This is a genomic window from Aerococcaceae bacterium DSM 111021 (assembly GCA_020112395.1).
In the GTDB taxonomy this organism is placed as follows: Bacteria; Bacillota; Bacilli; order Lactobacillales; family Aerococcaceae; genus Ruoffia.
On sequence record JACCEK010000002.1, the window covers coordinates 181,443 to 201,788 of the forward strand.

The 20,346-nt window shown below is 37.5% G+C and carries 17 protein-coding genes; 6 read left to right on the forward strand and 11 right to left on the reverse strand.

Features of this window, described 5'->3' with window-relative positions; all coding sequences use genetic code 11:
- Positions 1-68: 68 nt before the first annotated feature.
- On the reverse strand, positions 69-2,342 hold the full coding sequence (locus HYQ40_07035) for a glycosyltransferase (protein MBZ6527531.1): 2,274 nt from the start codon (positions 2,340-2,342) through the stop codon (positions 69-71).
- A gap of 526 nt (positions 2,343-2,868) precedes the next feature.
- Here HYQ40_07035 and HYQ40_07040 point away from each other — a divergent pair.
- From HYQ40_07040 to HYQ40_07050, 3 genes are all read left to right on the forward strand, one after another.
- A complete protein-coding gene (locus tag HYQ40_07040) occupies positions 2,869-3,042 on the forward strand; it encodes a hypothetical protein (protein MBZ6527532.1) in 174 nt (57 codons plus the stop codon).
- A gap of 99 nt (positions 3,043-3,141) precedes the next feature.
- Positions 3,142-3,399, forward strand: a complete 258-nt coding sequence (locus tag HYQ40_07045) for a helix-turn-helix transcriptional regulator (protein ID MBZ6527533.1) — start codon at positions 3,142-3,144, stop codon at positions 3,397-3,399.
- A gap of 92 nt (positions 3,400-3,491) precedes the next feature.
- The gene (locus HYQ40_07050; protein ID MBZ6527534.1) at positions 3,492-4,346 is read left to right on the forward strand and encodes a DegV family protein; all 855 of its coding nucleotides are present in this window, start codon (positions 3,492-3,494) and stop codon (positions 4,344-4,346) included.
- Between the two features lie 188 nt (positions 4,347-4,534).
- On the opposite strand, the gene HYQ40_07055 is transcribed toward HYQ40_07050, so the two are convergent.
- The 5 genes from HYQ40_07055 to HYQ40_07075 all read right to left on the reverse strand — a co-directional run bounded on the left by HYQ40_07055 (position 4,535) and on the right by HYQ40_07075 (position 11,476).
- Complete coding sequence (locus HYQ40_07055; GenBank protein ID MBZ6527535.1) at positions 4,535-5,251, reverse strand: EAL domain-containing protein; 717 nt, start codon at positions 5,249-5,251, stop codon at positions 4,535-4,537.
- A 111-nt stretch (positions 5,252-5,362) separates the two neighbouring features.
- Complete coding sequence (locus HYQ40_07060; protein MBZ6527536.1) at positions 5,363-6,409, reverse strand: diguanylate cyclase; 1,047 nt, start codon at positions 6,407-6,409, stop codon at positions 5,363-5,365.
- A gap of 204 nt (positions 6,410-6,613) precedes the next feature.
- Positions 6,614-8,008: a hypothetical protein gene (locus HYQ40_07065; protein MBZ6527537.1), complete on the reverse strand. Its 1,395-nt coding sequence runs from the start codon at positions 8,006-8,008 to the stop codon at positions 6,614-6,616.
- A gap of 29 nt (positions 8,009-8,037) precedes the next feature.
- A complete protein-coding gene (locus HYQ40_07070) occupies positions 8,038-10,071 on the reverse strand; it encodes a DEAD/DEAH box helicase (protein MBZ6527538.1) in 2,034 nt (677 codons plus the stop codon).
- Positions 10,072-10,147: 76 nt separating this feature from the next.
- Positions 10,148-11,476, reverse strand: coding sequence for an ATP-binding protein (locus HYQ40_07075; protein MBZ6527539.1), 1,329 nt, complete (start codon positions 11,474-11,476; stop codon positions 10,148-10,150).
- A 599-nt stretch (positions 11,477-12,075) separates the two neighbouring features.
- On the opposite strand from HYQ40_07075, the gene HYQ40_07080 reads away from it, so the two are divergent.
- The gene (locus tag HYQ40_07080; protein MBZ6527540.1) at positions 12,076-12,408 is read left to right on the forward strand and encodes a hypothetical protein; all 333 of its coding nucleotides are present in this window, start codon (positions 12,076-12,078) and stop codon (positions 12,406-12,408) included.
- Between the two features lie 214 nt (positions 12,409-12,622).
- On the opposite strand, the gene HYQ40_07085 is transcribed toward HYQ40_07080, so the two are convergent.
- On the reverse strand, positions 12,623-12,862 hold the full coding sequence (locus HYQ40_07085; protein ID MBZ6527541.1) for a hypothetical protein: 240 nt from the start codon (positions 12,860-12,862) through the stop codon (positions 12,623-12,625).
- A 169-nt stretch (positions 12,863-13,031) separates the two neighbouring features.
- Here HYQ40_07085 and HYQ40_07090 point away from each other — a divergent pair, with 169 nt between their 5' ends.
- Entirely contained in the window at positions 13,032-13,589 is a 558-nt protein-coding gene (locus HYQ40_07090) for an NAD(P)H-dependent oxidoreductase (protein ID MBZ6527542.1), read from the forward strand.
- Positions 13,590-13,717: 128 nt separating this feature from the next.
- Positions 13,718-14,788 carry an iron-containing alcohol dehydrogenase family protein gene (locus HYQ40_07095; GenBank protein ID MBZ6527543.1) on the forward strand — a complete coding sequence of 357 codons (1,071 nt, stop codon included), beginning with the start codon at positions 13,718-13,720 and terminating at the stop codon, positions 14,786-14,788.
- Between the two features lie 376 nt (positions 14,789-15,164).
- Here the strand turns inward: HYQ40_07095 and HYQ40_07100 are convergent, their stop codons facing one another.
- From HYQ40_07100 to HYQ40_07115, 4 genes are all read right to left on the reverse strand, one after another.
- Positions 15,165-15,893: an amino acid ABC transporter ATP-binding protein gene (locus HYQ40_07100; GenBank protein MBZ6527544.1), complete on the reverse strand. Its 729-nt coding sequence runs from the start codon at positions 15,891-15,893 to the stop codon at positions 15,165-15,167.
- Between the two features lie 13 nt (positions 15,894-15,906).
- Positions 15,907-17,370 carry an ABC transporter substrate-binding protein/permease gene (locus HYQ40_07105; protein ID MBZ6527545.1) on the reverse strand — a complete coding sequence of 488 codons (1,464 nt, stop codon included), beginning with the start codon at positions 17,368-17,370 and terminating at the stop codon, positions 15,907-15,909.
- A gap of 683 nt (positions 17,371-18,053) precedes the next feature.
- On the reverse strand, positions 18,054-18,824 hold the full coding sequence (locus tag HYQ40_07110; GenBank protein ID MBZ6527546.1) for a 2-pyrone-4,6-dicarboxylate hydrolase: 771 nt from the start codon (positions 18,822-18,824) through the stop codon (positions 18,054-18,056).
- 16 nt (positions 18,825-18,840) lie between these two features.
- Positions 18,841-20,142, reverse strand: coding sequence for an SLC13 family permease (locus HYQ40_07115; protein ID MBZ6527547.1), 1,302 nt, complete (start codon positions 20,140-20,142; stop codon positions 18,841-18,843).
- Positions 20,143-20,346 lie beyond the last annotated feature (204 nt).

Below are 20,346 nucleotides of genomic sequence, written 5' to 3' on the forward strand. Positions count from 1 at the left end.
TTCGACTTATACATCTCATTTACCTTCCATCCCTAATTTCTTAGCCCATTGCTGCATTATTAGATAGACTATAAATAAGAGTGCTCAATATAGTCTTTTACTTCTGATTCCAACTCAAAACTCTCTTCTCGGTTCTCTTCATAGAAGCGAATCCAAGACGCCAGTAACGTTCGGAACAGTTCATGACTAACCAATTTTTCATAATTGGTCACTTCATATGCAATTGAATCACGTGTCGCTAAACTTTCAACTCGCTCGCATTCAATATCAAACCCACCTTCATGAAGAACCAAATGGTTTGGTGGCTCTTGATTGCTATCAAACCAAATCGTAATGAATTGGTAATTAAAGTCACGCAACGTCACATAATAACCTTGATCAGTTCGAACGAGCTGATGTAAACTTACCCGAGGTAATTTCCGGCTAAACATCGTTTTTTTACTTAATCGTGACTGTAAGTTGGTTATCCAATCTTGCGTGCTACTATAATTGTCCACCATATATTTAGGTAGTGAATGTTCACGATCATAGATAATTTGTAAGAATTCTTGCTTGTCGTCTAAGGTTTTAGGCGTAATGATTAAACCATAACGCCACACATCTCGACCTTCTACATTCGTCTGGAATACATTCGCAAGCGTCCCAGTAAATTTAGCATAGTAATATGGTGTAATTAACTCAATATCGATTACCTCATTTGGCGGTAACCATTCAGGAAACGGTAATTGTACAGATAAACCACCTTCAGAAATATCATAAGTCGTTGTTCTAATAATCCGTTGATTGAATCGAATGACACAATCTATCTCTGCCAAGAATCGTTCATGTTGACGATGGGCTTTACGACCCGTCATAAAGAAAATTGACATCGTCAAATTATATAAATTCACACATAGCCAGAATATAATAATAATATAAGCAGGTGTTTCAGTCACAAATGTCTGTCTGACACTCACTAAAATACCTAAAACACTCAACAGTGCAAAAATTAAATGCGGTAAGGCAACTTTGAATTTGTATCCCCAATCATCTCCCTCTAATTTCTGTCCACTATCTTTACGAGTCACTTTAAACTGTGTTTGAGTGACTCCAAACATCTCAAGAATGACTGCGGGTAATAAGACTGGAAAAAGAATCATGTCATAAATATTCGTCAAACGTGTGTTACGAATGTTGTCAGATAATTTCTTTAACGTATAGTTATTGAATAAATACATCGGTAACCAAAAAATCAATACTTCAATGAATGATGTTCGCACGACAATGACATTCATCAAAGCATACAACAATGGAGCAGCCACATACGATAACTGCTTAATAGGCCCCAACCAATAGGTAATCGATGTAAAATAACTCACTTTTTGTGCCAGATTTAATCCTTCAACCTTGAATAAATTGACTTTCCGACCGGTTTGGATACACCCACGCGCCCAACGACGCCTTTGGTTGATTAAACTCTTTAAATCTTCTGGAGCCATTCCAACAGCTAACGCTTCATCAATGGCGTAACATTGATACCCTTTACTTTGAATCATCATTCCAGTAGCAAAATCCTCAGTGATAACCCCAACAAAAAAACCGCCAGCATCCTCTAATGCTTTACGAGAAAGAATGGTATTCGTCCCACCATAAATCACAGAATTACTGCGATTTCGCATGACTTGAACATCACGGTAGAAATAATCTTGTTCACTCGGTGTCCGTTTCTCAGAATAAAGATTGTATTGGAACAAATCTGGATTATAAAAAGTTTGAGGCGTTTGGATAAATCCGATCGACTCATCCCGAACAAAATACGGAATAGTATGGAGTAAAAAGTGTCTTCTAGGAATCATATCGGCATCAAAAGTGACAATATAAGGCGAATTTGTTACGCTCATCGCATGATTCAAATTCCCTGCCTTGGCATGGCGATGCGTATCACGAACTAAATGGGTCACACCCAATTCCCGGGCCAATACACCCATCTCTTCACGATTTCCATCATCACATAAATAGATATGGACCTTACTCTTATCAGGATACTCCATATTCAAGCACCCATTAATCGTCTTAAATAATAACTCAGCCGGCTCATTATAAGTTGAGATAAAAATATCGACGTGAGGATACTCTTCCGATTCAATCTCAGGTACTTCTTCTAGTTCTAAAGGATCAGACAATTGGTGGAAATGGACGATCATTTCAAAAAAGCCCATACCTTCGACAGCCAGTAATATTAAACCACACACGATCGAAAGCCAGCCATATTCAAACGGTAACGTTCGAACAGTTCGCCAAATAATATACACGGTGGAAGACATTATCGTAAGCGCAACCAATAATCTACGTTTTGAATTCATTAGAAACTTTCCCTTCCTATTACTTTTTTATTGAATCTTACTCATAACCATACTAATATAGTGAATAAAGTATACTTTATTCATCAAATAAACACAATATGATAATGCATTAATAATCGCGTTTAACCTTATACTAACAACAATAATAAGTACTTTGTATATGAATTACATAAATGAACTCAATGTATATTGCTACCCCATTATATATACGATATTTAACTCATTATCCCAGCTGATCCTATTTCATTACTATTACCAACTCTTTTTTAAAAAAACACCCGAAATACACGTTAATGCAGTGGAAATATTTACACTTTTTTTACCCAAAATTGTTAGGAGTGGAGGAGTACAAATGACTGAAACCATGCATTGAGATGCCTTGATTCTTTTATTATCCTCAACCAAACATGGTTATCAAAACGCTTTGATACAATTTAACATTTAATAGTATAATTCCATAGCTATCTCCCCTCTGCTAACGTATTATTAAGTTATAATAAATTACAAGAACTTGGAGGATTTACTTATGAGAAATGCTAAAGTAACGATCAACTTTTCTGGTCACATAGAACTTGAATTAGAGAATACAGCGGGATTAGTGAATGACGAAATTAAAGACAGAGCAATGGAAATTCTTGCCACTGATTTAGATTTACTAACTGAAGCCTCGGAGTTCAGTTTTCAAATTGATAGATATTAGTTATTCCTAATACATATTTTTTATCATAATAAATACATAAAATTTCATCTATAACAATATTATTATGATATACTATATGACATATAAGGAGGATATAGTATGAATTATAAAGAAAATGCTATTTTACTAAAATCTATCAGTCATCCTGTTAGACTTTCCCTTGTGAAATTACTTTCGGATTGTGAAGAGATGTGTGTAAGTGGAATTCAAAATACATTGAACTTACCTCAAACAACCGTTTCACAACAGCTGATGAAACTAAAACAAGTTAATGCTGTATCAACTCGCCGTGATGGTACGAAGATATACTATAAACTTATTGATCATCGAATCAAAAAAATTGTTGAGATATTATAATATCTAATCACTGCAAGAATTCCTTAAGCCTTCTAATTGTGTTATTATGAACTCAAGTTCACTCACAATTCAACTAAACTTTGGAGGCTATTATGACAAAATTTATCATTACAACTGAAAGTGGTTCAGATCTACCCCAAGATATTGCTGACCGCTATAATATACACATTATTCCAATGCACGTAACCATGGGGGATAAGACGCGCCCTGATGGTAGCTTTCCAGTCGAAGAAGTCTTTGATTTCTATGATAAGACGGGCACTTTACCAAAAACAGCTGGCACAACGCCCGATGATAATGCGAATGCCTTTCGTCAAATTAGGGACGCAAACCCAGATGCACAGATTATTCATATTGCTTACTCTGCAGTAACAACTGTTTCTTTCAATGCCGCAAGAATTGCAGCGGAAGAATTTGATAACATTCATCTTGTCGATAGTAAGAATGTGTCAATTGGACAAACTGCTATTTTGAAAGCAACGGCCGAATATATTGAAAACAACCCAGATACAACTCCTGAAGATATTATTGCTTTTGTTGAAAATATCCGTGAACGTACACGCTTTATCTTTCTGCCTCAGACGCTTCTATACCTTAAAGCAGGTGGACGTGTATCTAACTTAGCTTTTCATGGCGCTACCTTATTGAATATCCATCCAACGATTGTTTTGGATAATGGTTACTTAGTTTCAGGGAAGAAATACCGTGGAAACTTTGACCGCTGTATTAAGAAAACGATCACTGACTTCTTTAATAACTACAACATTGATCCGTCCACTGTTCTAATCGGTGGTTCACCCGGTGTTGATGCTGAACACAAAGAATTGGCTTATGATCTATTAAAGAATCATGGAGCAACAACGAATCGATGGCATGAAACAGGTGCTGTTATCTCCAGTCATGGTGGCCCTGGTGCAATTGGACTAGTAGGCATTGAAAAAGAATGATAGTCAAACACCCGAAACTTCACTTTATTGTGAAGTTTTTTTGTATAAAAGCTAAGTTAATATCTACATTTTTAGGCCATGGGAACGACAGTGTAGCAGAGGTTTTTAGTTGGTATTAGTGAGTCAACAAAATTCTATGAAAAAAATCACCCACTTAGAGAAGTAGGTGAGATTCTTTGAGTATTCAATTATAAGTCAACTGCCTTAGCCCAGTAGTAGCCTTGTTGCCAATGTATACCTTGATTAAAAAGCTCTTTAGAGACTTCTCTATCTTCAATTCCTTCAACAACTAAACGAATGTGGTACTTACAGGCTAACTGCTGCCAGGCAATTAAAAATTGACGTAATATTTTCATATCCGTTTGTTTAAATGCTTGTAACGAAAACTTCAAACAAGTAATCGCTTCGATATTTCTTGAAATAAGTTCCAAAGTGTTTTGTCCAGATCCTATATCATCAAAACAAATCTTGTAGCCTAGTGATCTAATTTGACTAGTATAGCGCTCCATATAATATTGAATACTTGTTTGGGATGCCTCAGTGACAATTGGTTTCTCAGTGAGTTCAATATTTATTTGCTTGGAAAATTTCTTTAGTCGGATTAAAAAATTCCAGGTTGACTGATGAAAAAATTGTTGGGGATGAATATTAAAATTAAACGTATATGTTGGATATTTTTGACAAAAATAAATTAACTCTTCTTCATACCAATCCAGTAATTCCTTGTTTTTTTCTTCGAATAATATAAACTCATCCATCATATCCATTGGATAACGGTGAGTTTTTTTTGAACGCAATAGTACTTCAAACTCAGACATTTCTTGTTTATCATCAGATATAATATGCATAATCGGCTGAAATACAAGGTATAACTCATTCTTTAACGGCTGGGTTCGATTTTCCAACGTCTTGCCCCCTTAAAGTTTTTTGTGCTGTACAATTATAGTATACTATAATTGTAATTACAATATAAATACAACAATAACAATTTACTCTTAATAATGTTCGTAGCTATCTTATCCAATAATAATTTGATCTTTTCCATTTAATTTCGCAACATAGAGCGCTTGATCCGCTCGATCGAATGTTGATAATAAAGGCTCTTCATGCCATTGATATGCTATGCCTATAGAAACTGTGGCGGTCAACTTTTCACCGTTTTCAAGAATAATCTGTATGGCTTGAACTTCTTTTTGCACCTGCGTGGCGATTTTATACGCTTCTTTTCCATCATCTTCGGTTTCAATAATTGTGACGAACTCTTCCCCACCATAGCGATAAAATCGAGAGTCATTCTCTGAGATTTTCTCCAACCTCTTACTGACTTCAAGGATGACTTTATCCCCAATTAAATGCCCATAATAATCATTGTACTGCTTGAAGTTATCAATATCTAAAACAACTAAAGAGTAACGGCGGCGATGTTTAGATAATTGTTCCAAGTCTTGATGTAGCTTCCTAGAATTATATAAGTTCGTTAACCCATCAATGACGGAAAGATTAGACAAGCGTTCTAAATCACGCATCACCCCATTGACGATTAACATGAGTAACGTCCCAATGGCAATAACAATCGAATACAAAATAACAGAATGTCTTACCCCTCCCACAGTATAAAAAATGATAGGCAAAGTAAGAAACATAAAATAGTACCCTATCGTCAATAACTGGCCTCTACCTTTGAAGTGTTTTTTCGACCATTCAAATATTGGAACAATTGTTAGAACAAAAATTACTGAAACCACCATGTTCAATGAAGAACTTAGCGCTCCTTGAAAGAAAAAACGGGATAAAGCTACAATCATAATAGTCGGCAGCGTTACTTTAGGACCAAGATACTTCATAGAAAACGCAAATAAAATGGATCGAAAATCAAAGCGTGTTTCTAGAACCGGAAATGAATTGACAATCAAGCTAATCCCCATCAAGGATTCTAAAGTAATAAATTGAATCACTTGCTTAAATGTAAATCGCTTGGATTCGGTGAACCCAATCCCCAGTTTCCAAACAAAATAAACATTCAGTAAAATAATTCCAATGTTCGCAAGTAAACTCTTAACCATGTATTTTAACCCTCACTTTAATCTGTTGCTATTAACCTCTAACATTCATGACTTTTTTACTAAGTTCTCTTTTATTAATATACACTACACGCTTATTGAATAGCTAATTATATTTTTACTTAGATTTTAATAAAAATTTCCTGCCAAAAAATCCCCTTACTCTATAATTCCACCATTGGATTATAAAAAGTAAAGGGAAGTGATTTATTTTTCCTTAAAATTATTCTCAACAATTTCTTGCAACTCTTCAACATAAAATTCATCAATCACAATCTTATCGCCTTCATTAATGACTACTTGGTCATCAATAAAGTCATATAAGAACTGGTTGACATCGTTTATAAATGCATTCAATAATAAACCGTTTTGACGACAATAATTAGCAGCATCGCTCGCGTCAATAGAGGTCTCAGCAACCAGACGACGGATAAATTCAGTATACAAGCTGTTTTCGTCTGTTGATTCAGTCATTACTTCAACTATTTCCGAAACAACTTCCATAGCTTCCTCATCCGAATCCTCTTCTTCTCCAACAAACTCACCAATTAGGTCCACAATTGTTGTTAGATCAGCTTGCGAATCGGTGATTTTTTCTCGATTCAACCGGATGACTTTTGGTTGTAGCTTATTCTCTTCTTCAAGTATCAACCTATTAGCAGTCATAATCTCCTCATACACATCTTTACGAAAGCGTCGACGAATATTATCTTCATCGCCTTCAATCTTGATCGCACGTATTTTATGTTTTTGTCTAATCGTATTTTCCGCTAGTTTCAAAAGCGATGTGATAAAGCGGTGGTATTTATTTTCAGAAGAAGGGTTCAGTGGACGTTTCACAATTCTTGCGATGAATCGATTACGCTTCTCGCTTTTTGTTGGCCCATCCACCCACTTATTTGACGTAATAATCTTCCAATAACTTAAGTAAAGGGCAATGATATCTCCTTTATACTCACCCGTCCAAGGTTTGGTCGAACGAGGTGTGGTTGATTGCATAATATTCACTTGAGCCTCTGTCATCTTATGCTGCTTGCGGTACTCACCGTCCATATCCCACCAAACTTGCTCCGTCCCGTATTGAGTCAGGCCAAATATTGCTTGAAATTCTGGGCTAGCGGGTGGTAATTTAGCTAGAAATGTTTCAATAACTCCAATAATAACATTCACATCATCTTTACCAAAAGCTTGTTCCAGTAAGTATGTGTCATAACTTGAATATGTTTCGTAACTTGGTCGGTAATGATGAATAATCTGAGTTCGAAGATGCTTGAATAAAGCTTGAAAAAGATAATTATTATCAAATGTATAACCCGTTGAACGACGCATAAACTTTCTCAAGTTCGCTTGTTTATTTTTAAAATGTTGTTCTAAAGCATCCATAACGTTCAAATAAAAAGTAGTCGTAAGTTCTTGAAATTCACCAGAATTTACCATCTCATCGTAATACCGATCTACCTCAACAAACTGTAACCAATCGATTTCTTTATCAATTGGTTTCGCAAATTGAATCTTTTCCGGCACTTCATCCGTGACATCAATAATATCTTCTATATTATTACTCTTCCAATTTTTAATCGATTCATAGCTAATGAATTTCATAGAACACCTACCTTTCAACCATTCGCCTTTTAAGTACTACTAAGATAATCAAAAACTGTCAATAAGTCCAGTTGATTTTCAATAACATAATCAATCATTAATGACCGCGGAACAAGGTTTTGGTATTTGAGATGCGCGGTTTCACTCAACAGTAAAATATCTTCACGCTCAAAGAAATCATAAAACTGCTGGTAAGTCACAAGCATATCTCTAATTTCTTGGATAGTTAAATCCAAATCTTTCCCCATCAGGTAAGTCGAACTGTCGTTTACACGCACTCGTTGCCCGGTATATAATTCAATCATATAAGCTAAAGTACGGTTCGCTTTAGATCCTAGAAACGTCACTAACCACGGATCACCTTGATCCGTTAACTGATAATAAAAGCCGTCTCGTCGAACAATCTTATCTGCTAATTGGTTTAAAGCAGCACGAACTTCTGGCTTGTAATGAGACTGATCATCCCGGTACAGTATTTCTTGCATCCGCTCACGTACAATATTCGATACATCTTGACGCCCACGGGATTCAAAATACGCATCCCCAACTTTGGCTGGCATCACATGGACTTGTTTTTGATCAAACTCAATGCCTAAAATTCGCCAAACGTTCCCGCTCAATAGAATGTTATCTCCCGGCCTTAGTCCCGGTTCTAAAGCAATCGTCCCTAAATGTTGGAGTTGATGGTACACCCTTAATTCCGGCTCAGTAAAAAACTGAGTATAAAACTCAGCCATGCGAAGAAGCGGTTGAGCTTCGTGACCGGCAATCAGCTCAAAATTGTCGAGTAATTCGAGGTATTCTTCTTGAAGCATACTATCGATTAATTGATTAATTTCTTCATCTGTTACATTTGCCCATATATGCCCTCGACGAAGCTCTGTTAATAAGTTAGAGCGGATTAAGCCATTATGTTCAATTAAAATCGAAATAATTTGATGCGCCAAAACGTCATATGGTTTGTTGACGGCAGGTGTATTATCCAACTGGCCTTCTTCTAACAGTTCAATCGTCGCTAAACCTTGCAAGAGACTCCACGGGTCATTGGCAATAAAGCGCAGTTTATTGACACCGGTCCGGCGACCACTACGCCCAATCCGTTGAGACAACGTCGACACATTCGGCGGAGCACCGTATTGAACCACACTGTCAACGGATCCAATATCAATACCTAATTCCAATGTCGACGTACACGTAATGGTAAATTTTCGCCCCCGACTTTCCTTCGCAAATTGCTCCGCAAACAAGCGAGTTTCCTTAGGTAAAGAGGCATGGTGAACGAAATACGATGTAAAATTTTGCGTATCAGTCTCAGCTCGTTGATTCAAGGTAGAACCAATTCGCTCGACTTTGTTACGACTATTAGGAAAGACTAACATCGATTCATTCAACGAAGCCTGGTAAATCACGTCCATCTCTTGTCTAAATGAATAGGGCTCACCTTGTGCTTTAGGATAGTAGTAAACCTGATGTTCCTTCTGATTGGTGCCTCGGTCAACGATAATACTCGTGTCCCGTCCATTTTGAAAGAAGCTTTTCAAAGAGATATAGTCTTCTTGATTCAATGTCGCTGAAAGCCCAATACACCGCGGGTCGCGTTCAGTATATTGATTGAGTCGGTTTAATAGTGACATCAATTGAATACCTCGGTTCTCCCCTAGAAAACTATGGATCTCATCGATAATAATCCAATCTGTCTGCGCAAATAAAACGCGCGCCTCGTGAGGACGCCCGACTAACATCGCTTCAATCGATTCCGGCGTAATCAACATCACACCATTAGGTTGTTTAAGCAATTTCTTTTTCTTTGTCGAACTCGCTTCCCCATGCCAGCTTGTCACAGTAATATCCATATCACTACATAAAGACATTAACCGCTTGAACTGGTCATTAATCAAAGCAATCAGTGGCGAAATATACAAAATCCGCACACCGCTATCAAAATCTTGAATACTATTCATAGCCGGAAGAAATGCAGCCTCCGTTTTACCCGACGCAGTTGGCGCTGCGATCACAAAATTATTCTCACTTTGTTGGGCAAACATAATCGCCTTCTTCTGCATTGGACGCAACTCTTGCCACCCACTTTGATAAATATATTCCCTAAGCGACCGGTTCAAATGTGAAAAAGCATCCATATTAAATAACCTCGATCAAATCATCATCGTCATCTTCATCTTTTTCAACCGGCGTGGCGATTTCGCCAAACTTATTATTGAGTGCCATTTCTGCACTGACACCTGGGTTTTGACGCATAATGGCTAAAAGCTCGATAAAGTCTTTAATCACCGCTCTAGGTGTTAAAAACTCTGCTGCTCCGGGACGATTCAATTGAGCTTCCATATAACGGATAATAGCCTCTTCTGAAAAATCAATGTCAATCCCGTAATTCACTTGATAAACATTCAATAAGTTGGCTAGTAAAGTATAAATCTCCTCATTTGTTAAAGGTTTTAATGCTAAAGCAGTGCGGTCTGTATTCACATACTCTGAATCCAAACTTTCCTCTAAGCCTAGTCTTCCTTGAAGAGCCCCGTAACTCGCCATTCCACGTCGCTGGTCGTAAACCGTTTTACGCGTTGCACCAAAGTTTACAAATAAACCACGAGCTATATCTGATTTACATTCATTATATATATTTAAGACACGTTCATAATTACGTTCACGCGAAATACCATTCGCCAACTTGTACATATTGACTGCCTCATCAAAGTTCACAACAAAGCCACTGTAGCCAATATCTAAGAATAATTCAGCCATTGTCTTGAGAGCATCATACCAATTATCATCTTTAATCACTCGGTTAATGCCAAGCTCTTTCTTACTTTCAGTTACAGTGCGAATATCTCCTCGCAACCACCGAATCGCTTGAACCGTCAATTGGCGCTGGTTATTGATCAAGCCATGATAATACTGGATAAGCGCTTGTCCAACTTCGTAAGATAAACCAACTGAATGAAATGACGTCGTAATGTCTAATATCTCATTCTCAACATCACTCGCGTAAGCGACATCCATCATCTCAGTTTGAGTGACTCCACGCTTTGCTCCTACTTTTTGAAGCACCGTCATAATCCATTCTTCAATAATGGTGTTGAGTACATTCCCAGCTTGAGCTGATTTGGTTACTAAATTATCCATAATCTCTTTATACAAAGCAACCGCACTACCGTCACTTGCATAAAGACGACGGTTTGGTGTTAAATCAACAGTCGAACTAACAAAGTTTTTTTGTTGGGCTAAATTTTCAATCGTTTGTAGCATGAAACTTTTTCCACTACCAAAATCCCCAACCCAAATTCGCAAATCACTATTTCCCTCTGAAACAGATTCTAAGATGCGAATAACTTCCTCAACTTCGTTGCGTCGGCCCACTAGTAGATGTTCAATTCCTCTCGTTGGAACAACACCAGCCTCCAAAGCTTTAATGATATTGTCTGCATCTTTACGTCTAACTTTCACCGCCATTAAATACACTCCCTTTTTAAAAACTATACGCCACGATTATAGCATAACATAGACACCAAACCAAACGTTTGTTCTGGTTGATTGGATGGGTGTAAAGTTACGTGAAACTTGAATTCTATTCGCACCGATAAAGTTTGAATTGGGCAAACTTGAATTGAATCCGGTCCGATAAAGTTGAGTTACTCTAAAATCAAAAAAGCCTTCTATATGATGTGTGGATTTGCACACATCATATAGAGAGCTCTGATTTAAGCCAGCAACTAATTAAGTTTTATTAGTTGTTCTTTCGTGCGTTTTTTCGTTTCTTATTAAATGCAAGTAGCCTTGCACCTTGTGTTAATGATAAGAGTCCAGTCACTGTTGCAAATAATTACGTGATTAATTAAAATTCTATGAGATTAATTATTAATTTATGTTCATAATCTAATTTTATGTAGTATAATATGTATGAAGCTGAATATAGATATAGGATACAACCTCCAATAACCGTATTCTAGTAGTAAAAACTCAATCTTAAATTAATAAACAGCTACTTACTATGTCTATATTCGCTTTCATTTATCAACTCACTATCAACCTTCAAAGTTAGGAGCAATATTATGAGACAAACCGGTCGTATCCTTGCCACTATTGCTGTTGTTCTAAGTATTATGTATCTTGTTTACCTTTATATAGTTATTTATGAATCGTCACCTGATTCAGCCGCTTTACCGAAACAATTCACACCGCATGTAGTCTTAACCGGCTTAGCACTTCTCATGAATGGGGTTGGCTTAGTGTTTAATTCACGTTGGTTTATTCTCACAGGCGCACTTTTTTATACAATTGCGCTTATCTTACTTCCAGGAAATCTATTATTCGTCATCATGCAAGCTATCTTATCATTTACGGCTTTCGGTTTAGGTAAACCCGCACGGGAACAATTTATTTAAAGCCAAAAAGACCTCTATCTCAATGATGCTTAAAGCATTTTTGATTTAGAGGTCTGTTTAATTTGTATATTATTTACTATATTGATTGTAGTAATAGCATTTTTTATTTTTATGCGTATCATTGAGAACTTGACCGGGTATAATCGTTTCTACAGCATCCAGTTCTTTTTTAGCAAAATTAAGCCTTTCTTTTTCGTATAATTCTCTCGAACAACTAGCAAGACAGCGTCTGTCTTGCTAGTTGTTTTGCATCCGTCACTAAAGCTAATGGTGGTGTGTCAAAGATAATAAGATCAAATTTGTCTGTCAGATCTGTCATTAATTTACTCATCTGATTTGATGAAAGTAATACAGATGGATTAGGTGGTACTAGACTACTTGTTAGTATAGATAAATTCACACCTTGACTTGGTCCAACTTCAGTTTGGTTATAAGTTGGATAAAGAATACTCATCGCCCAATTCAGCGGCTACCTGATTAAGTGTTGAGTCCGATAGCAGATATTTAATGATTCCCCAAACACTCAAACGAACACTTGATTATTTTAAAACCTATGCTATACTTTAAGTACGGACATCTCGAATACGAGACAATACATTTAAACTTAAAAGGAGCTTATTAATATGAAATTAGCCATTGTACTTGGAAGCACGCGTGAAGGTCGTAAATCACCTCTTGTGGGAGAAGCCATCATGAAGCATAGCAGCGATTATCCAGATATCGAATTCGACTTGATCGATATCCAAGATTACGACTTACCTCTATTCAAAAAGAATTTCTCTAGTTACGGTGGATCCGAGCCTGAATATGACCGTTTAAACGCATTACACCAGCGCTTATCGGACGCAGACGGCTACATCTTTGTCGTATCAGAATATAACCATGGTATTTCAGCCTCACTGAAAAATGTTTTTGAATATTACTACACAGAATTTAATAATAAAGCAGCCGGTCTCGTATCATATGGTTTAGATGGCGGTGTTCGAGCAGCGGAGCACGTTCGATTAATCGCGGCTGAACTACGTATGCCAACGGTTCGCGCACATGTCACAATGAATATCTTCACCGAATTCACGAAAGAGGGTTTCAACCCACAAGAATTCAATACAAAACGTCTTCACACTTTAATTGGCGAAGTCAAAGAGTGGAGCGATGCCCTGTCAGTTTTACGTAACAAATAACATATTAGCTTAGAAGTGGCCCTCCCCCATTTCTAAGCTTTTTTTTACGACTTTCTTGACTTGCCCTATTTATTAAATTACTCTATAATTAAGATTAAAAAATTCTAATAAACGAAAGAGTGAATTGAATGACTTTAACTGTTAACTTACCTAATTTTACAATCGGCGAAAATGCCTACGACGAAATCGCAACTTACTGTACGCCTTTTGGAAATAAAGTAGCAATTATCGGTGGTAAAAAAGCTTTGAAAGCAAGTCAAGACCGAATCTTAGATGCTATTACATCAACCGATCTAGAAGTTGTAGATACTGTTTGGTACGGCGAAAATGCAAACTTATCGAATATTGATCGCATCGCTAGCATTGAGTCAGTTCAAGAAGCGGATATGTTGTTCGCAGTCGGCGGCGGGCGGGCAATTGACGCTGTAAAATCAGCGGGATATAAGTTAGATAAGCCCGTTTTCTCTTTCCCAACGATTGCTTCAACGTGTGCCCCAACTTCAGCAGTCTGTGTCTTATATGAAGATAACGGCGAGATGCACGGCGTGCAGCTAATTCCACAGCCACCTGTGCATTCTTTTGCGGATAGCGTAGTCATTGCGGAAGCTCCAACAGAATACTTATGGGCCGGAATTGGCGATGCGATTACAAAAGAAATCGAATCAACTTTCTCAGCACGAGGACGTGATTTGTCATTCGAAAATGACTTAGGGGTTAAGATTGTTCAAGGCTGTAACGAACGCTTAATCGCAAACGGAAAAGCAGCTATGGATGCGGCGCATGAGCATAAAGCGAGTCCAGCTATCGATAAAGTCCTACAAGAAATTATCGGGACAACGGCCCTAACTTCAGTGTTAGTAGATAATGACTACAACTCGAACTTAGCCCACGCTCTTTACTACGGCGCGACCGCAACTGAATCAGGCGAAACTCACTTGCACGGCGAGTGGACATGTTACGGTGCCCTCGTTCTTTTAACAATGGACAAGCAATACGAAGAACGCGATACGCTATTCGAATTTATGAAGAGCATTAACTTATCAACCAACTTAGAGCAGCTTGAATTAACAACCGAAGAAGACTTCAATAAAATGTTAGACAAATGCATGACAATGGATGACATCACTGTATCTCCCTACGAAATCACACGCGAGATGGTAATTAGTGCGATCCAAGAAGTAGAAGAATTGAATAAATAATCAATACTTAATTTACTAAGTATTTTAGGTATTAGTTCTTGTTACGACTGATTGTTGAGGCTGAAATTAATATTTGTTTGAGACCTTGCCACGGCTTTTGCTGAGGTTGGGTCTTTTTTTGGGGGAATAATCAAGAACAAAAATAAGTTGAGTAGCAGTTTACTCTATTTCGCCGAGAAAGTATGAGTTCGAGTCACACTCGCGACTTATCGCTCTTGGTTTGGCGCTAGTTGGGGCAACTCGGGAATTATCGCTCTTCGATTCTTCTATAGTTCAATCAACTCACGACTTATCGCACTCCATTTGGCGCAAGTTGGGCTCAAACCTATTCAAACCCACAAAAAAAGAGAGCCTCAGCTCTCTTCTACTATCTATATTAAAGCACCTTATCTAAAAACTCTTTCGTACGACTTTCTTTTGGATTTGTGAATAGCACATCTGGGTCGTCTTCTTCCACAATATACCCACCATCCATAAAGATAACGCGGTCTCCAACTTCACGGGCGAAGCCCATCTCATGCGTCACAACAACCATAGTCATACCTTGAGCTGCTAAGTCCTTCATAACATTCAACACATCTCCAACCATCTCTGGATCAAGCGCAGACGTGGGCTCATCGAATAACATAATATCTGGATCCATCGCTAATGCACGTGCAATTGCGACACGCTGCTTTTGCCCACCTGATAACGAACTTGGATATGCATCTGCTTTGTCTGATAGACCTACTTGATCCAGTAGCGCAAGTGCTTTTTCATCCGCTTCTGCTTTTGATAATTTACCTGTCTCAACTGGCGCTAATGTAATGTTTCCTTTAACAGTCAAATGCGGGAACAAGTTAAAATGCTGGAACACCATCCCGATATTCTCACGAACCTTGTTGATATTCGTTTCTTGTTGGCTCACATCGATACCATTAATATTCACACTACCACCATTAATATCTTCAAGACGATTTAAACATCTTAGTAAAGTTGATTTACCCGATCCTGATGGACCGATAATACAAACAACTTCTCCTGATGCGACGTTCATATCAATTGATTTTAAGACTTCATTATCGTCAAAACTTTTCTTTAATTCTCTAACTTTTACTGTTGCCATATGCCTTTCCTTTCTATTGACCTGAGTTCAAACGTCTATCAACGTAATGTGAGATATACGTCAGGATCGTAATAATGACAATGTAGATTAACCCCACGATTAACCACATATTACCCGATTGGTAAGTACGAGAAATAATAATACGACCTGTTTGCGTCAGTTCCACTAAACCAATCACCGACAGAATCGACGTATTTTTTAACGTCATAATAAACTGATTAATAAACGACGGTGTCATAATTCGGATCGCTTGTGGTAAGACAATTCTCCTCATCGTTTGTGAGTAATCTAACCCTAAACTTCGACTCGCCTCACTCTGCCCTGTATCCACAGCTTGAATACCACCACGAACAATTTCTGCCACATAAGCTGCTGTGTTAATACTTAAAGCAAGTACCCCCGCCGTTCCAGGCGTAAAGTTAATATTCATCCATTGAGCCACTCCAAAGTAAACAAAGAATACAAACACAATCATCGGCATTCCACGCATGACATCAATATAGAAGATAGCTAAACCTTTCAATAGCTTACTATGAGATACACGCATCAGTCCTAAAATCACACCAATCACCGTTGCGAAGACAATAGATAGAACAGATACAACAATCGTCGTCCATAAACCTCTCATTAAAGCTGGTGCATTTTGTTGTAGCTGAGCTAAGAAGCCTTCTGAAGCCTGTTCTTGTTGCGCTTCCTCACCTAAATAACTTTCAATAATCTCATCATACGTTCCGTTTTCTTGGATCGTTACAAGACCTCGGTTAAATGCATCTAATAATTCACCATTCAAATCCTTATGAACCGCAAAGCCCATCTCACTTGGTGACAATTCTTCTCCTATGAATTTCAAATCAACTTGCCCCGTATTGATTGAGTGAGCCATGACAGCGAAGATTTCAATCGCAGCATCGGCATTTCCAACCATAACATCTTCATACATATTAGCCGAATCCTCAAAAATTGTAATATCGAACCCGTACTCATCAGCCATATCCTCAGCAATCGCAAAACCAGTCGTACCTGTCTTGACAGCAACATTACGGCCTTCTAAATCCTCATAAGTTTCAACATCACTATCAGGACGTACCGCAAAACTATTCCCACTAATATAATACGGCGCTGAGAAATCAAAGGTCTCTTGACGAGCTGGCGTAATGGCCATCCCTGCAATCATCCCATCCACTTGTTTAGTCTCTAAAGCTTGAAGCGCTGCACTAAATGACATTGGCATAAACTCATAGTTCAGCCCTTCTACTTCCATCGCCGCTTTAAACACATCAATATCAATTCCGGCCAATTCCCCATCTACATCAACAAACGAGAAAGGTGCGAATGTCGCATCTGTTGCGATAACATAAGTCTCACCCTCATCTTGAGCATGCACCGCCGGCATCCCGAAACTTAAACCACCCATAACAGCTGTTACAATCAGTATTGTCGCTAAAAACCACTTTTTAATTTTATCTATAATCACCATTTTAATCCCCTTATCATTTAACTTACCAAAAAATCATATAACGATAGTATAGAGGAATAAAGTAAATTTCACAATAAAATATAGTCATTTTAAATAAACTTGATAGCAACAATACAAGATACCCTACGCTAATTCACCTATCATGAATGAATAATACTCGTATTAGAAAACGTTAACAACTTCATTCAAACAACTTAATTACCTAAGCAATTAAGTGTCATTTTATTCTTATCAGAATAGTAAACAGACCTGATTTCATATAAAATAGATAATATAAAATCGATACAAACACACTCAAGATTAGAAAAAAAGGGAATACTCTAATATTTAAACTAAGAATGAAATATATTTGATAAAGTTTTTGTTAATTTTCCTAGTAATCAAAAAATTTACCTATATAATTGCAAAAAAAGAACACCCCTCAGAGTGTTCTCCTCATTACTATAACTTCGCTTCCGCTACCAATCTGTCCGCTAGCTCTTCCTTAGCCTGCTGAACAATCTCTGGATTTTCAAACAACTTCATCATCGTTCGAGCCATTGCTTTACTACTCAGGGGATTGATTACGAAAGGATATGGTTTCTGTCGATGTATCAGATTACTTAAGTAATTTGAACTGCAGATAAAAAGCTCGGAGCCTAACTTTCTAGACTCCGAGCTTTTTATGTACTTTCAGGAAAAAACTACTGCCCACCCAAATACCAATCAACACCATTCTGCCAAAATACTCGCTCACACTCTTCCTCAGTCAGAACGTCTTGAATCAGTTGAATATCATCTTTTGAAAATCGATACTCTGCTCGTGTCGATGGCAAGTCAGTTCCAAATATTAACCCCCTAGGGTTAGCGTCATATAAAGAACGAATCAAGCCTTTCACTTCATCTCGACTATACTCAACACGACCAAAACCTGTTAATCGAATAGGTACACCTTGTTGAATAAATTCAAATAACGCTTCTTCAGACACCCGAGTCATTCCAAGGTGGTCAATCGACGCCGCTGGTAACTCCAATATCAGTGCCTTTAACTCACTTGAAATTGCCGCCAAATCCACGTAAAACTCCGTCTTCCAGCCATATAATTTGAAGCAGCGAAGAGACAATTCTTTAATATCTTTCAACGATTGATTCAGTCCTCGGTACAAGTTAAAGCGAATCCCACGAATACCAATATCATTCAATCGTTTCAATTCATTATCTGTTGTATCAAGTGGCAACTGAGTAATCCCAACAAATTGATTACCTAACTGCTGTAATGCATCATCAAAGTAATCCTGTTCATACCCTTGAAACGACCCCGAAACAACCGCCCCACCAACAGCAACAAGCCCTAACTCTTCTAATTCCTTCTTATAATCATAGACAGTATAATAATCAGGTACAAACCCATTATTTTCAATCAGCTTAAACTTAGGATCAATAATATGAAAGTGACTATCAAATATTTTCTGCATACACTACACCTTCCCTTTATATAAAGAACATCAAGATAATAATCGTCAACGTCGAACAGATCAGCCCTAAAGGCGTTGCTTTAAATAACAGATCTTTGAAAAATTGATCCTGCTCTTCCCCAACCAACATACTATTGCCTAATGCTAAGCTGCCTCCACTTGAGAAGGGTGAGATGGCAGTTGATTGTGCACCGACAATCACCGCAATAATTAACAACGTTGCACTATGCCCAGATGCTCCAGATATTTCTGCCACCATCGGGAACATCAATGGCGCAACAACACCGATCGTACTACTGAACATCGACATGATTCCAGCAATAATTGTAATCGCAATTGGTATAATAGCATCTGGCATTTGAGCAATCGCTGAGGCTAATAATTCAATCGTCCCCGCTTCAGCCGCAACCGAAATTAACATACTCATCCCCGTTACCAACCATATCGTATTCCAAGGCACATTCGCTGTAACTGCTTTTGAATCCTCAGCTAAATGAGTCAAATATCCGACAATCGCAAAGACAATCGCTAAGAAACTAATATCAATTCTTGAATTCACAAATTCTAATACAGTATTTCCAGAAAAGACTCTCGAAAGAATCGGTACAAATAAGATAATTGCCATGAATAACCCAATCAATAGAAGGTTTAGTTTTTGTTTAGGCGTAAAAGCTTCTGGTTTTTTAAACACTGCTTGAATTGTTTCTGCTTGGTTGCTTCTGGAAGACATAAAGATTAAGAATAATAAAACAAAAAAAGGATAAAGGAACGTTACCCAGAAGATGTTGTGTGTAATCAGTTGTGAATCGCCAACTAGAGCTGTTTCACTTAATAATGAACTAAATATAACACCATGAGAGCTAACCATAAAGTTTGCCCCACTCAAAGCACCAAGTGAAATGGATATCGCAGCTAATAATCTATTCAAGCCTGCTTCATTGGATATCGCCATCGCAATGGTTGTCATAACCGCAACCGTTGCAAAGAAGCCCGCCCCTAATCCAGATACTAAAGCCGAGATTAAATAAATCAAAATCGGTAAGTATTTCGTAAAGTTACGTGCATAATATAAAAGGAGCTTGGCTAACTTATCTAAAGTTCCATTCACGACTGCGAAATTAAAGAACATAGACAACCCAAAAATAACCATGAATAACTTCGTTGGGAAAATTCCTAATAAATCGCTAGGCGACATTCCTACTACAAACGCCCCAATCAGATAAGCAAAACCTAAAGCGAGTATTCCTGTGTTTACCGCAAATTTATTCCCTAAATATACTGCTAGAATAATCCCTATCAAAATTAAAACAGATTCCATAACATCACCTCTAAATAGATTTTTTACATAAAATATACTTTAACACATTTTAATCTTATTATCATTATTTTAATCATTTTCACTTTTAAACTCTGAACAATAAAATTTAACTTAACGCTTTTGAATATCTGTGTAAACTTCAAAACTCTTATCTAGTATAGAATGATGTAATATGTTTGATCGCATTCAAAAAAGCCGAAGCGA